We start from the raw sequence: 15783 nt of genomic DNA, 5'->3' as shown, positions 1-15783 counted from the left end.
GCCATTCGCAGGCATTCTTGAACAAGATCGCCAGACGTCTCAACGAAAGACCTCGTAAGACCTTGGGCTTCCAGACGCCAGCCGCTAAGCTGAGCCAAGCCGTTGCGTCGACGGGTTGAACTCACCGCAAGTAGATGACGGCAATTTGTAATCCTCACTCCGCCTTCAGCGGTGTCTGTTTGCGAACGATTACAGAACGAGACATGTGGAAGGCACCGAAGCCAAGCGCAGGCAAGGAAGTGGTGAGCGGCTACTATCATCCCCGAGCCGCCCCTTTAAGCGCAGTCTCTATGTAGCAGGCAGCAGCATCTAAGCAGTCTGCCGCTTCTACTAATCCCGGCGGGGGCTCATCACTAATCGAAGCCAAGACAGCTAGCTCTTGCTGCATTGCCGTGATCTTGACCCAAACGAACTCAAGGCCATGAGGTGGGGTCATCGACTGCGCTCCATTGCTTGGGTGTCGAGCCACCGACGCACATCCCCCCAGCGCCAACACGTTATCCGGCCGGGCAACCTATGCGGCGCGGGAAACTGCTTCGTTTTGACCCGTCGCCACAGAGTCACCTCCGAGAACGGCATTAGAGATATGAAGTCCCTGAGGCGCAATAGCGCGCTATCAGGAAGGGACGAGAAACGAATATCAGGAGCCATCAGGACACCTCGTGCAATGAGTAGGAGTTCATCCTGAGGCCTGAGCCCTATGCGTTTTGGACACCTAATCGGCTATTTCATGTCCGGATACACCGGATGCTCAAACCCCTCGTCGCGCGCAGTGCGATAGATGTCCTGAAAAATGAAGGGAAGCTCCGCATACATCGTCGTCCATATCCTTTTGACCTGCCTTTCAGTCAAGCCTGTGCCGCCAAGCTGCAAAATTGCAGCCACCTCACGAAATGCACCTTTCTCGCTGAGGCCCCGCCTAATCAGCAAGCCCATTCTGTTGGCGACTAGCACCGATATTCTGTAGTCCCTGTTCTCAGCTTCTCGCGTTCTTATGGCTCCACGCTTTGCCCTCGGAGCTCGTCGGGCTAAGTTGGCAAGGAGCTTTCGTGCCTCGGGAAGTCCCAATCCATATCGCTCAAAATGCTCGAGGAGGGGCTCAAGCTCCCCATTCTTCTCGTAGATGTTGAGAAGCCGGATTTCCTGACTCCCACGGCCAACATGGCTTTCGCCCCCCGCACAGTAGGCGCAGTTCGCTCCCGCCTCAAGAACACCGACCTCACGCAAGGACCGAGTACGAAGCGCGTCATCCGCATCATTTGTCATGCCTTGTTCCTTCTAAGTGCGATCACTTCAGAATTTGCGGGCGGGAGGTTGATGAAAGACTCCCAGTCATTCATCAGGTGGACGCGCTTAACGAACAGGTCGCCTCGCCGGTAGGCGGCTTCTACTTTGTTAGAAATTGTGTGGGCTAATGCCATCTCGGCAACGTCACGAGGGTAGCCAGTCCGCTCGCTGCACCAGTCGCGGAAAGTAGAGCGAAAACCGTGCGGTACAGCGTCAACCCGCATCCGGCGCATTACGGCAGAGATGGTCATATCTGATAACCTGCCTCCCCTTGGCGCTGGAAAGACAAGCTCACTACCCGCCATGCGTGGCAACGCCTTAAGAAGCGCTATGGCACGCGCGCTGAGAGGAACGCGATGCTCTTTGCTGGCTTTCATGCGCTCGGCTGGAACCTTCCACACAGCGCCATTTAGGTCGATTTCCTGCCATGTCGCGCCACGAACCTCGCCGGAGCGGGCGGCGGTCAGAATTAGGAACTCCAGCGCGCGCGCTGCCATACCTTGCTGCAAGCGCAGCGACGCCACGAAACTGTGCATCTCATCAATCGGCAGCGCCTTGTGGTGGCTCACCTTGGCTACCTTGCTAGGCTTCGCCAGGACGGCATCAAGATTCCCCTTCCAGCGCGCAGGGTTGTCCCCCTTTCGGTAGCCGGATGCCGTTGCCCAAGCCAGCACAGCTTCGAGCCGCGCGCGTAGCCGTGTGGCTGATTCGTTCTTGACCGTCCAGATGGGGGCCAATACTTCCAGGACGTGCGATAGCTCAATTTGATCTACAGGAATCTTCCCGAGGATGGGATAGGCGTCGGCAGCAAGCGTGCTAGTCCACTGGGCGGCATGTTTAGCTGACTTCCACTCGGGGCGCTTTGCGGCAATGGTCTGCTCGGCGCACCATTGGAAGGAAGGGATGGCCTTGCACGCTCTTCTGCGCGTTTGTCTTTCCGTCACCGGGTCTGCGCCTCCTGCAACTGCTTCGCGTGCCTTACGGGCTGCTTTCCGTGCGTCCGCGAGGGTTACTGCAGGGTAGCCGCCCAATCCCATGTCACGGCGATTGCCGTTGATGACGATGCGCAGAATCCAACTCTTCGCTCCCATAGCGGTCGCGCGTAGGTACAGCCCGGTAACGGTGCCTTCTGGATGGAATCCCGGCCTCAGCTCAGGAATCTGGACGGCAGCGAGTGGCTGAGTGACCTTCTTTGGCATCCCTGTCCCCACATCTGTCCCAACATCAAATGATGCAATGACATGCTATTCAGCGACGCCACCAGATGCAAGGAAAGCGTTGGAAAAGCTGGGCTCCACGGGTTGTTGATACGGCGAGAAACGCTGTGAATCATGGCGGAGGCTGCCCCTCTCTCCGCCAGATAAATGAAGAAGCCGCCCACCGGGCGGCTTTTTTATTTGGCTGGCGGGAAGCGCGGTAGGTACTACCGAACTGAACAGGCCCTGCCGCCAAGGGCAGGGCCAACGGTCCGCCCGCCGACAGCGCGCGATCCGCTGCGAGTCACCTGCGCCGGAGCAGTCCCCGCACGCAGACGCCGACGAACGCCAGCCCCAGCAGCATCCACACGACCGTCATTCCCCACAGCGCACCGAACGCATCCAGGACCGGCTCCAGGCGCGGTTGCGCCGGATCGTACAGCACGCGTACCGGCTGTCCAGGCTCATAGCCGAAGATCATGCCGCCCTGCGGGTAAGAGACGCGTTGGCCGGTCGCGGCGGTGAACGCAATCTGCGGATGCGATCCGCCCGCGTTCAGTCGCTCGACCTGGCCATCGACGGCCTGCGCGATCTGCAGGAACTCAAGGCGATGCGTCACTTCGAAGGCGGCCACGGCAAGGATCAGCAGCCCCGCCGCGCCAAACAGCAGACCGCGCATGACCTGGGCAGTCCGGGAAAGAGAAGGGGCGGGCATCGCTGGGCAGCTCCGTTGCAGGCAGGAAGACGAATGGGGCCGGCGGATCCTGCCGCGCGGTCAGTCCCACGTGTCGAAAGCATAGCCCAGAAGCCGCCGCGCCCCGCTGCACGCCATCGCGGCCGCATGCCTCGCCACTGACGCACCCGCCTGGTGCAGGCGCCTGTGTTCCGCACAGTCATTCGAGGTGGGCGAAATCATCCGTGAGAAGATCGACTCCGCTCCATGTACCTTGGAGCACTTCGGCGCCCCCCTGCGGCCTCGTCGTGCAATACCCCCTTGAGAAGGACAGCGTCTGGACGGCTGAAATGCGCCCAGGCAACGCCAAGGCATTTTCCATGAACCTCCGCCTCTACCGTCCCGCCGATGCCAGCGCCTGCCTGTCGATTTTCGACAGCAACGTGCCCACCTACTTCGCGCCCGAAGAGCGCAGCGACTTTGAGCGCTTCCTGCAAGAACAGGCCATGGACTGTGCATTCCAGGTCATCGAGCGCGACGGCAGCATCGTGGCCTGCGGCGGCCTGTCGCGACGCGGCGACGGCAGTGCCGGTTTCTGCTGGGGCATGGTACAGCGCGCGCTGCACCGGCATGGACTGGGCCGGGAACTGGCGGTGGCACGACTGCAGCAGGCCGGACGTGATGCCTCGATTGCGCGCATCACGCTCAGCACCAGCCAGCACACCCAGGGGTTCTACGCCGGCCTCGGTTTCCAGGTGACACGGGTGGTACCCGATGGCCACGGCGCCGGGATTGACGCCGTGGAGATGGAGCGGAGGGTGTAGCCCTCCGCCCCGGCCCGGATCCACGCCGCGCGTGGATCCGGTGCTGCCCTGCTCCCCTCAGAAGCCCACGCGCAGGTTGATCTGCCCGCCAACATCGCGGCGGCCATCGCCGTGCTGGCCCTGCATGAACATCGACAGCTGGCTGTTGCGGCCCAGCCCAACCGCCACGCCCACCTGGCTGACCAGGGCATTGCGTGCCATCACCGCGCTGTAGACATCGAACGCGTTGCCACCGACGGCGAAGCGGTTGCGGCTGGCCACATCGGTATCACCCGATGCGTGCTGCCAACCCAGGCCCACCGTCAGCTGCGCCGGGAAACGCTCGCCGCTGCCCACGTCCCAACGGCCGCGCACGCCCACGGTGCTGACATTGAGCGTGTCCTTGCCGCCTTCCAGTACCAGCGCGGCAGTACCGCCCTGCTCCACCGCACGATCGCTGTCGACCCAGTGCTTGGTGAACTGCACATACGGCTGCAGTTGGGTCTTGCCATGGGTCCAGGTCCAGCTGCCCTCCACCTGCGCGATGGTCACATCCGAATCCTGGCGGCTGTACAGGGTCTGCCCCAACAGCGGCACCTCGCGCGTGGTGCGCGTGCGGTAATCACCGCGCGACACGCTGCCACCGACCGCAAAGCCGTTGTTCCACTGGCCCTGTGCGTACAGGCCGAACGTGTTGCCGCGCAGGCGGGCCCGCGAGCTGCGATCGTACAGGCGCGTATCCAGCCGCTCGTTGCCCGCGGCCGCACCCAGCACCACATGTTCGCCCAGCTGCCAGTCCACACCCGCCATCAGTGCATTGCGGTTGGAGCGGATGTCGCCGCCGTTGCCATCGCCATCCTGCTTGAACACCTTGCCGCTGCCGGCCAGCCAGGCCGAGGCACGCTCGCCACGCACGGTCGGCAGTTCGCTGCCGAGACGCTGGCGGATGCCCTCTTCCAGATAGTTGTCGTACAGCAGCACCGCACGGCTGGCCGCATGCACCTCACCGGACAGCTGGTCGAACGCCGCGCGTGCGGTGCCCGCGTCGTACGTCAGCACCGTGTTGTACAGGCCCAGTGCTGCGCCACTCTGCGGCAGGCTGTCCAGCGCTGCAGCGGTGTTGTACTGGTTGCGCGTCTTCGCCGCCGTGGTGAATGCCGCGGTCTGCGCCACATCAATCTGCAGATTGGCCGTGTTCGCGGTATAGACCGGGGTGATGGTCAGGAAGGCCGACGGCGAGGTCGCCGAAGCGAACTGCCCGCTGACGCCACCACCTGCGTTGATCACGGTGTACTGCTGGCCCTGCTGGTAGCTGGTGTTCGGCGAGATGGTATTCACCTTTACGATGCTGCCACCCACGTTGGCGCTGCCGCCCACCTGTACCGTATCGCTGCCGGTGGCACCGAGATCGATGCCCAGCGTGCTGCCCGGCGACAGGGTCAGGTTGCCGCCCACCGTGATCGTGCCGGTGCCATTGCCCGCGCCGCTGCCGTTGCCCGGGCCGTTGCCCGGCGACAGCACGCCGCCGCTGGACACCGTTACGCCGCCACCGGTACCACCGATGGTGCCAGTGCCGGACAGCGTGGTACCGCTGCCGATGGTCCACTGGCCACCGATGTTGCCGGTGACATTCAGGCCACCGCCGGTGACCTGGCCGGTGCCGCTGAAGCCGCCGCTGTTGCCGCCCAGGTTCAGGCCGCCCGGGCCTGCCTGCACAATGCTGCCACCACCGCTGATGGTGCCGCCCAGCGTGGTGGTGCCGCCGGTGTTGATGACCAGGCCACCGTTGTTGGTGATGTTGCCGGTGATCGAGCCGCTGGCGCCGCCATTGCCGACCTGCACGGTACCGCCGGCATTGATGGTGGTGCCGCCGGTGTAGGTGTTGTTGCCGGTCAGGGTGACGGTGCCGGTGCCGGCCTGGGTCAGGCCACCACTGCCACTGATGGTGCCGCCCACCGTGGTATTGCCACCGACGTTGAACACCAGGCTGCCGTTGTTGCTGACGTTGCCGGCGATCGCACCGCTGGCGCCGCCAGTGCCAAGCTGCAACGTGCCGCCGGTGTTGATGGTGGTACCCCCGGTATAGGTGTTGTTGCCGCCCAGGATCAACGTGCCGCTGCCGGCCTGGGTCAGGCCACCGCTGCCGCTGATGGCGCCGCCGACGGTGGTGTTGCCGGCCACGTTGAACTCCAGGCTGCCGTTGTTGGTGACGTTGCCACCGATCGCGCCGGTCGCACCGCCGTTGCCGACCTGCAGCGTGCCGCCTGCGTTGATCGTGGTCGGCCCGGTGTAGGTGTTGTTGCCGGTCACGGTGAGCGTGCCGCTGCCAGCCTGGGTCAGGCCGCCGCTGCCGCTGATGGTTCCCCCCAGCGTGGTGTTGCCGGCCACGTTGGAGACCAGCGTGCCGTTGTTGGTGATGTCGCCGACGATCGAACCGGTCGCGCCACCGTTGCCCAGCTGCAGCGTACCGCCGGTGTTGATGGTGGTGCCGCCGCTGTAGGTGTTGGTGCCGGTCAGCACCAGCGTACCGCTGCCAGCCTGGGTCAGGCCACCGCTGCCGCTGATGGTGCCGCCCAGCAGAGTATTGCCCGCAACGTTGGAGATCAGCGCGCCATTGTTGATGATGTCGCCGGCGAGGGAGCCGGTCGCGCCGCCATTGCCGATCTGCAGTGTGCCGCCGGCGTTGATGGTCGTGCCACCGGTGTAGGTGTTGTTGCCGACCAGGGTCAGCACGCCAGCGCCGGCCTGGGTCAGCGCGCCCGTGCCACTGATCGCACCGCCGACCGTGGTATTGCCGGACACATCGAACACCAGGCTGCCGTTGTTGGCGACATTGCCGGTGATCGCACCGGTCGCACCGCCATTGCCCACCTGCAGCGTGCCACCGCTGTTGATGGTGGTGCCGCCGGTATAGGTGTTGTTGCCGGTCAGGGTCAGCGTACCGGCGCCGGCCTGGGTCAGGCCACCGCTGCCGCTGATGGTGCCGCCCAGCGTGGTGTTGCCGGCCACGTTGGAGACCAGCGCACCATTGTTGGTGATGTCACCGACGATCGCACCGGTCGCGCCACCGTTGCCGACCTGCAGCGTGCCGCCAGCGTTGATGGTGGTACCGCCGGTGTAGGTGTTGTTGCCGGTCAGCACCAGCGTGCCGCTGCCGGCCTGGGTCAGGCCACCGCTGCCGCTGATCACGGCGCCCACGGTTGCCGTGGTGCCGAGGTTGTAGACCAGGCTGCCGTCGTTGGTGATGTCGCCCAGCACCGAACCGGTGCTGCCGCCGCTGCCGATCTGCAGCGTGCTGCCGCCGTTGATGGTGGTGCCACCGGTATAGGTGTTGTCGCCGCTCAGGGTCAGCGTACCGGTACCGCTCTGCACCAGGCCGCCGGTACCACCGAGGACGCCGGCGAAGGTGGTGCTGGCGTTGTTGCCGCCGGTGGTCAGCGTTGCACCGCCCAGCGCCACCGTGCTGCCGGCGACACCGGCCAGGCCGCCGATGCTCTGGTTGCCACCGGCACTGATGTCCAGCGTGCTGGTGCCGGCCAGGTTCACCGTGCTGGCGCCAGACAGGCTGCCGCCCGCGCCCACCCCCAGCGTGCCGCTGTTGATGGTGGTGGTGCCGGTGTAGCTGCTGGCGCCGCCGAGGGTAACCGTCGCCGCGCCATCCTTCAGCAGGCCGCCGGCACCGCTGATCGGGCCATTCAAGGTCAACGCGTTGCTGCCGGCCAGGGTCAGCGTACCGCCGGCCAGCTGCACGCTGTTGGCCAAGGTCAGCGCGCTGGTGCCGTCCAGGCTGGCATTGCCGCCCACGGTCAGCGCGCCGGTTCCCAGTGCATTGTTGTTGCCCAGGGCAAGGCCGCCGGCGTTGAGTGCCACGCCGCCGCTGAAGGTATTGTTGCCGCTCAGGGTCTGTATGCCTGCGCCGTTCTTCACCAGGCCACCGGTGCCGGTGATGTCACCGGCGAACGTGCTGTTACCCACGCCATTGAGCGTCAGCGTGCTGCCGCCCAGCGCCACTGCCGAACCCGCCACGCCGGCCAGCGAGCCGATGGCCTGCGCGCCCCCCGCACTGATGTCGAAGGCGGTACCGGCGTTGGCCAGGTTCACCGCACCGGTCGCAGCCAGGCTGCCACCGGCGCCGATCGCCAGCGTGCCGGCGTTGATGGTGGTACCACCGGTGAAGGTGTTGGTGCCGGTCAAGGTCTGGGTACCCGATCCTTCCTTGATCAGGCCACCGGAGCCCGCCACCGAACCACTGAACGTGCCATTGGTGGCGTCTCCGATCGTCAGCGTGTTGGCACCCAGGTTCACCGTACCGTTGCCGATCAGGGTACCGAACTGCTGCGTGCCGCTACCCGCCGACAGATCGAAGGTCGCCCCCGAGGCCAGGTTGACGATGCCGCTGGCGTGCAGGCTCGCGCCCGCGCCCAGTGCCAACGTACCGGCGTTGATGTTGGTGCCGCCGGTGTAGGTGTTGGTGCCGTTCAAGGTCAGCGTGGCTGCCCCCTCCTTGGTCAGACTGCCGGTGCCGCTCAGGCTGCCATTAAGGGTGAGGTTGTTGCTGCCCAGCACGGTCAACGCGTTGTTGAGGACGAAGGTGTTGGCAAGGATGGCCGCAGTATTCGAATCGAGCGTAGCAGCGCCTCCGACCGTCACCGTACCGGTGCCCAGCGCAGCATCGTTGCCGACCACCAGGCCACCGGCGTTGAGCGCCACGCCGCCGCTGAAGGTGTTGACGCCATTGAGCGTCTGCACGCCCGCGCCGTTCTTGACCAGGCCACCACTGCCGCCGATCACACCGTTGAAGGTGCTGTCCACCGTGCCGCCCAGGGTCAGCGTGCTGCCGCCCAGCGCCACCGTGCTGCCGGCCACGCCGGCCAGCGAACCGATGGCCTGGTTGCCCGCGGAGATGTCGAGCGTACCGGTACCGGCCAGGTTCACCGCGCCGGTTGCGGCGAGGCTGCCACCGGCACCGATCGCCAGCGTGCCGCTGTTGATGGTGGTACCACCGGTGTAGGTGTTGGCACCGCTCAGGGTTACCGTGGCCGCACCGTCCTTGATCAACCCACCTGTACCCGAGATCACACCGCCCAGTGCCAGCGACTGGCTGCCGAGCAGATCAAGATTGGCACCCGCTGCCAGGCTGATGTTGTTGGCCAGGCTGGCAACGGTCGATGCGTCCAGCGTTGCGTTGCTTCCGACCGTCAACGCACCGCTGCCGAGCGCAGCGTTGTTGCCAACCACCAGGCCACCGCCGTTGAGTGCAACGCCACCGCTGAAGAGATTGGCGCCGCCCAGCGTGAGAATCCCGGCGCCATTCTTGACCAGGCCACCGGTGCCGGAAATCGCGCCATCGAAGAGGCTGTTGCCAACGCCACCGAGTGTCAGCGTCTGTGCCCCCAGGCTCACCGTCGAGCCCGCCACGCCATTCAACGCCCCGATGGTCTGGCTGGCCCCTGCGGTGGAGATATCAAAGCCGGTGCCTGCGGCGCTCAGCATCACCGCACCGGTGGCGGCCAGGCTGCCGCCCGGACCAATCGCCAGCGTGCCGGCATTGATGAAGGTCCCGCCGGTGTAGGTATTGGCACCGGTCAGCGTCTCGATGCCCGCACCGACCTTGGTCAGGCCCCCCGTGCCTGCGATCGAGCCACTGAAGGTGCCATTGGTGGCGCCGCCGACCTCGATCGAGTTGGCACCGAGGTTCACCGTACCGTTGCCGACCAGCGTGCCGAACTGCTGCGTGCCACTGCCGGCAGACAGATCCAGCGTGGCGCCGGTTGCGAGGTTCACGGTACCGCTCGCCGCCAGGCTGGCACCGGCCCCCAGCGCCAGCGTGCCGGCGTTGATGTTGGTGCCACCGGTGTAGGTGTTGATGCCATTCAAGGTCAGCGTCGCGCTGCCATTCTTGGTGAGGCTGCCGGCCCCGGATAGGACGCCGTTGAGCGTCAGTGCATTGGTCCCGAGCACGGTCAGCCCGGCGTTGAGCGCGATGTTGTTGGTCAGCGCTGCCAGGCCGGTGGTATCCAGCGTGGCGGCACCACCAACGGTCAGTACGCCGCTGCCCAGCGCCGCGTCATTGCCAAGCACCAGTCCGCCCGCGTTGAGCGTCACGCCGCCGCCAAAGGTGTTGGCCGCGGACAGCGTCTGTACGCCCGTGCCTACCTTGATCAGCCCGCCGCTGCCACTGATCACGCCGTCGAACGCGGCGTTGCCGGCCGTACCGAAGGTCAACGAATTGCCGCCCAGCGCCAGCGTGCTTCCGCCAGCACCGTTGAGCGCGCCGATGGTCTGGCTGCTGCCGGCACCGGAGATATCGAAGCCAGCGCCTGCTCCCAACGTGACATCGCCCGCTGCGGCAAGGCTGCCGCCCGTGCCCAGCGCCAGCGTGCCGGCGTTGATGGTGGTACCACCGCTGTAGGTGCTGGCCCCTGCCAGCGTCAGCGTGGCGGTGCCGTTCTTGATCAGGCTGCCATTGCCGGCCACGATGCCGCCCAGGGTCAGCGCGTTGCTTCCCGGCAGGGTCAGTGCCACGCCCGATCCCAGGTTCACGGCGTTGCCCAGCGTCACCGCAGCGCCGGCATCCAGCGTGGTGCTGCCGGACACATTCAACGCACCGGTGCCCAGCGCGCCGCTGGCGCCGACCACCAGGCCGCCACCATTCAAGGTCAGGCCGCCGCCAAAGGTGTTGCTGTTGTTGAGCGTCAGCAGGCCAGCACCGTTCTTGACCAGGCTGCCGTTGCCGCTCAGCACGCCGCCCAGGGTGAGGTCACTGCCGCCGCCCAGGGTCAGCTGCGTGCCGGCGCCGAAGTTCACCGCGTTGGCAAGGTTCAGTGCCACCGTGTTGTCGAGGCTGACGGTGCCACCCACACCGAGCGCGCCGGTCCCCAGCGCACCGGCGTTGCCCAGCACCAGCCCACCGCCATTGAGCGCCAGGCCACCGCTGAAGGTGTTGGCACCGGACAGCGTCTGGATGCCAGTACCGGTTTTGACCAGGCCGCCAGTGCCGCTGATCACGCCATCAAAGCTGGCGTTGGCATTGCTGCCGAAGGTCAGCGAATTGCCGCCCAGCGTCAGCGCGGTTCCGGCCACGCCGTTCAACGCAGCGATGGTCTGGTTGCCGCCGGCCGCGGAAATGTCGAAGCCCGCGCCGGCATTGCCGAGCGTCACATCGCCGCCCGCCGCCAGGCTGCCACCGGCCCCCAGCGCCAGCGTGCCGTTGTTGATGGTGGTGCCGCCGGCATAGAGGTTGGCACCGCTCAGGGTCAACCGTGCCGCACCGTCCTTGATCAATCCACCGGCGCCGAACACCGGCCCACCCAGCGTCAGGTCGTTGCTGCCCAGCACGGTCAGATTGGCACCTGCGGCCAGGCCGATGCTGTTGCCCAGGTTCAGTGCGGCGCTGGCATCCAGCGACGCGTTGCCACCCACATCCAGTGCGCCGGTGCCCAGTGCGCCGGCATTGCCCAGCCGCAGCACACCGGCATTGAGGCCGACACCACCGGAGAAGGTGTTGGAGCCATTCAAGGTCAGCGTCGAAGCGCCGTTCTTGACCAGTTCGCCGGTTCCGGCGATGACACCGCCCAGCGTTACATTCTCCGTGCCAAGCAGGTTCAGTACCGTGCCTCCGCCCAGATTCACCGCATTGCCCAAGCTGAGCGCGACACTGCTGTCCAGCGTCGCGCTTGCGCCGACATTCAGTGCGCCCGTGCCGAGTGCACCGGCATTGCCCAGCAGCAGGCCACCACCGTTGAGCGTCAGCCCACCATTGAAGGTATTTGCGCCGTTGAGGGTCAACAAGCTGGCACCGTTCTTCACCAGGCCACCTGCGCCGGAAACCGCGCCGCCCAGGGTGATGGCCTGTGTGCCCGGCAGCGTCAGCAGCGCACCACCACCGAGCGCGACATCATTGGCCAGGCTCAGGGGGGCACTGCCGTCCAGCGAAACACTCCCGCCGACGCTGAGCGCTCCGGTACCCAGCGCACCGTTGTTGCCCAGCAGCAGACTTCCGGCGTTTGCGCTCAGTCCACCACTGAAGGTGTTGGTGCCGTTCAAGGTCAACGTCGACGCACCGTTCTTGACCAGGCTGCCGGTGCCGGTGATGTTGCCGGCCAGGGTCAGGTTCTGGCTGCCCGGCAGGGTCAATGCCGCGCCAAGGTTGATCGCATTGCCCAGGTTCAGCGCAGCAGTGGCGTCCAGCGAACCGTTGCCACTTACGGTCAGCGCACCGCTTCCCAGCGCACCGGCGTTGCCCAGCACCAGGCCACCGGCGGCAAGATTTACCCCACCGCTGAAGGTGTTGGCGCTGGTCAGCGTCTGCACGCCGGTGCCCTGCTTGATCAGGCCACCGGTGCCGCCGATCACGCCGGCGAAGGTCTGGTTGGTGGCATCACCGAAGGTGAGCGTGCTGCTGCCCAACGTCACCGTGCTGCCGGCGATGCCGGACAGTGCACCGATGGTCTGGTTGCCCCCCAGCGAGATGTCCAGGTCAGCGCCCACGCCGGCCAGGCTGACCGCACCGCCGGCAGCCAGGCTGCCGCCGCTGCCCACCGCGACCTTGCCGGCATTGATGGCCAGGCCGCCGGTGAAGGTGTTCGCACCACCCAGCGTCAGCGTGGCAGCGCCGTTCTTGACCAGGCTGCCGGTCCCGCCAATGACACCCCCCAGCGTCAGCGCGTTCGAGCCCAGCACATTGAGCGAACCGCCGGCGCCCAGTGTGATGCCATTGCCCACGGTGAGCCCGGTGCTGGCGTCGAGCGATACCGCGCCGCCGACGTTCAGTGCGCCGGCTCCCAGTGCACCGCCATTGCCCAGCACCAGACTGCCGGCGTTGAGCGCCAGACCGCCGCCGAACGTATTGGCGCCGTTGAGCGTCAGGGTTGCCGCGCCATTCTTGATCAGGCCGCCAGCGCCACCGATCACGCCGTTGAAGGTGAGCGCCTGGTTGCCCAGCAGATTCAGGCTGGCGCCGGCACCGAGGTTGACGGCATTGGTCAACGCCAACCCGGTCGTGCCATCCAGCGTGGCATTGCCGCCGACGGACAGCGTGCCGCTGCCCAACGCTGCCACGTTGCCCAGCAACAAGCCGCCGGCGTTGAGCGCAACACCGCCGCTGAGGTTGTTTACGCCGGACAGGGTCTGCACACCGATGCCCTGCTTGATCAGGCCACCCGTGCCGGCGCCGAACGTGCCGCTGTAACTGGTGTCGCCCAGCCCGCCCAAGGTCAGAGTGTGGCTGCCCAGATTGACCGTGCCGCCGAGGCCGGCCAACGAGCCGATGGTCTGGTTGGCCGCTGCCGTCAGGTCCAGCGTGGTGCCAACGCCCAGCGTCATCGCACCCGTGGGCGACAGGCTGCCGCCCGCGCCGAGCGCGAGCGAGCCCCCGGCAAGGCTGAAGTTACCGGTCAGCAAGTTGGCACCATTCAAGGTCAACGTGCCCGCGCCGTTCTTGGTCACGTTGCCGGCACCGGAGATCGAACCGTTCAATGACAGCGCATTGCTGCCCAGCAGGTTCAGCGAGCCCCCGCCATTGATCACCAGATTGTTGCCCAGGGTGAAGCCCGCCGTCGTATCCAACGAAGCGCTGCCACCCACGGTCAGGTTGCCGCTGCCCAGTGCACCGGCATTCCCCAGTACCAGGCCGCCGGCATTGAGGTTGACGCCGCCGGAGAACAGGTTTGCGCCGCCGAGAGTAACGATGCCGGTGTTGTTGACCGTCAGCCCGCCAGTACCGGACAGCACGCCACCCAGGCTGAACGCATTGGTCCCCGCGAGTGACAGATTGCCACCAAGGCTGAAAGCGTTGGCCAGATTCAGACCGGCCGTGGAGGAGGCGATGGCACCCCCGTTGGCGGTGAACAGCCCTGTGCCGAAGGAACCGGCATTATTGAAATTGACCAGACCATCATTGAGCGTGGTCGTGCCTGCACCAGCCCACGCACCCTGCAGGTTCCAGGTACCGCTGTTGACGGTGAGCCTCTGGAAGTTGATGTACTGGTTCCAGCCCAGCGTGGTCACCACCCCACCGGTACCGCTGCCCGGGCCGGTGGCGCTGTTCTGCAGCACCAGGCTGTTGTTGGACGCCGAACCACCGTCGACGATGCCGGCCGCGGCCAGATTCACCGCAAGCGCGCCGACCTGCCCGGCCACGCCGATACCGGCGGTATTGACGCTGGAACCAGACACGGCGGTGAAGGTGTTGCCGGTGACCGAACTGCCCAGGTTCACACTGCCGTTGATGGTTCCTGCGTTGAGGAAGGTATTGCCGGCCCCCGCCGTGGCCGAACCCTGGAACCCTATGCGGCCGGTAATGGTGCCGGTGTTGTCGAGAGTGGTCTGCGCACCACCGTAGCTGACGATCGATGCCGCATCGGCCGTGGTCAACAGGCCTGCACCAAAGATCGACATGTCCACATTACCGGCGTTGACGATGTTGCTGACACCGCCGGAAGCATTCTGCACCACCAGCGCCTGTCCGCCGAAACCGAAGATGGAGCCGATGTTGACCAGGCCTTTGATCGCCCCGCCTGCCTGATTGTTGACGCTGATGGTGTTTCCACCGACGGTGTTGTTGCCCAGCACCATGCCCGACGCCGCCAGGCTCAGGCCACCGTTGATCGTGGGATCGACCGTGCCCTGGTTGTTCACGGTGATGCCATTACCACTCAAATTCACTGCACTTCCGCCAACGACCGGCAGCACGCTGAGCGCGGCGCCGGTCTGGATATCCAGCGTCACGCCATTGATGCTGTTGGCCAGAGAATTGGTATTGGAGCCGGTGGCGCAGGTCACCGTCGTACCTGCGGTAGTGCAGGCCGCGAATGCCGATCCACTGGCCAGCGTGGCTGCCAGTGCTACCGCCAGCTGGTGCGTCCGCAATCGCGGTGGCCGTGCCGAGCGTACCGCGCTTCCGCCGGGATTCTGGGCGACCTCCGAAGCAACCTGCATTACGCCGAGGGCGCGATTGAAAACCAGACGGTAAATGCGGTTCATCGGTAAATCTCCATGAAAAGACCGGATGGCACAGCTGGCAGGTTTTTTGGAGACAATGCGGCCCACCTCGGCTCCCGATACGGAAACAAGGCTTGAAGGCATTAACTCCTGAAAATCTTCACATCTTCACGCGATCACACCCGGTGACAGGTACGAAAGCATGTCCATCAAGGCGAAAACTCCCCGGTTTCGCCCGACGAATGGCGGCACTGTGCGACCGTCGGTGCCAGCGGCATGTGAATCACGCCCTCCATTTTCATGACGTACGTCAAATAAAACGGGCGGACAAAATGGTTTTGCCGAAAATGCATATATCTACTGGAAGCGGAGATTCCTTTCCCCGCCATAAGTAAATACATTCAGCTGCTCGAGAGTTTCATCAGCACCAGGCCGGAAACGATCAGTACCGCCGCACCGATCCGCATCGGGCTGACCTGCTCGCCCAGGAACACGATGCCGACCACGAATGCGCCGACCGCGCCGATGCCGGTCCAGATCGTGTAGGCGGTGCCCAGCGGCAGGCTGCGCATGGCCACGGCCAGCAGCCAGAAGCTGGCGATCATGCCAACGATCGTGACCACGGTGGGGGTGAGCTTGGTGAAGCCTTCGGACTGCTTCATGGACACGGCCCAGACGATTTCCAGCAGGCCGGCGAACAACAGATAGATCCAGGCCATGACGGCCCTCCTCTTGGTAGGGCCAGGCCGTCCTGGTCATTGATTCCCGATGTGGGGGAGGTCGTTCCTCCAGGCCGGCATTCTAGCAACGGGGGCTGGCCCGGGGCGCCGTGGGCGGGAACGGGTTACAGCAGATTCAGCGCGTGAAGCTGGCGTCGATGCAC

At 65.3% G+C, this 15783-nt stretch carries 7 protein-coding genes; 1 reads left to right on the top strand and 6 read right to left on the bottom strand.

The genetic code is table 11. The features are described from left to right. Positions 1 to 432: 432 nt before the first annotated feature. The 4 genes from QRO91_RS22610 to QRO91_RS18285 all read right to left on the bottom strand — a co-directional run bounded on the left by QRO91_RS22610 (position 433) and on the right by QRO91_RS18285 (position 3162). A complete protein-coding gene (locus QRO91_RS22610) occupies positions 433 to 651 on the bottom strand; it encodes an AlpA family phage regulatory protein (protein ID WP_171968765.1) in 219 nt (72 codons plus the stop codon). A gap of 72 nt (positions 652 to 723) precedes the next feature. Beyond that, a complete protein-coding gene (locus QRO91_RS18295; protein WP_285310499.1) occupies positions 724 to 1266 on the bottom strand; it encodes a hypothetical protein in 543 nt (180 codons plus the stop codon). Continuing rightward, the gene (locus QRO91_RS18290) at positions 1263 to 2486 is read right to left on the bottom strand and encodes a site-specific integrase (RefSeq protein ID WP_171968767.1); all 1224 of its coding nucleotides are present in this window, start codon (positions 2484 to 2486) and stop codon (positions 1263 to 1265) included. Before QRO91_RS18290 ends, QRO91_RS18295 begins: the two co-directional genes overlap by 4 nt. Positions 2487 to 2787: 301 nt before the next feature. Beyond that, positions 2788 to 3162, bottom strand: coding sequence for a DUF3592 domain-containing protein (locus QRO91_RS18285; RefSeq protein ID WP_197619974.1), 375 nt, complete (start codon positions 3160 to 3162; stop codon positions 2788 to 2790). A gap of 374 nt (positions 3163 to 3536) precedes the next feature. On the opposite strand from QRO91_RS18285, the gene QRO91_RS18280 reads away from it, so the two are divergent. Beyond that, positions 3537 to 3980 carry a GNAT family N-acetyltransferase gene (locus QRO91_RS18280; RefSeq protein WP_049430239.1) on the top strand — a complete coding sequence of 148 codons (444 nt, stop codon included), beginning with the start codon at positions 3537 to 3539 and terminating at the stop codon, positions 3978 to 3980. 57 nt (positions 3981 to 4037) lie between these two features. On the opposite strand, the gene QRO91_RS18275 is transcribed toward QRO91_RS18280, so the two are convergent. Next, positions 4038 to 14942 (bottom strand): autotransporter-associated beta strand repeat-containing protein, encoded by a 10905-nt coding sequence (locus QRO91_RS18275; protein WP_285310498.1) that lies wholly within the window; start codon positions 14940 to 14942, stop codon positions 4038 to 4040. 359 nt (positions 14943 to 15301) lie between these two features. Beyond that, positions 15302 to 15619, bottom strand: coding sequence for a quaternary ammonium compound efflux SMR transporter SugE (sugE, locus tag QRO91_RS18270; protein ID WP_005408286.1), 318 nt, complete (start codon positions 15617 to 15619; stop codon positions 15302 to 15304). Positions 15620 to 15783 lie beyond the last annotated feature (164 nt).

This window comes from Stenotrophomonas maltophilia group sp. Smal32 (assembly GCF_030237085.1).
GTDB classification, from domain to species: domain Bacteria; phylum Pseudomonadota; class Gammaproteobacteria; order Xanthomonadales; family Xanthomonadaceae; genus Stenotrophomonas; species Stenotrophomonas maltophilia_Q.
Note: the sequence above shows the minus strand (reverse complement) of the source record. Positions and strands in the feature narration are given on the sequence as shown.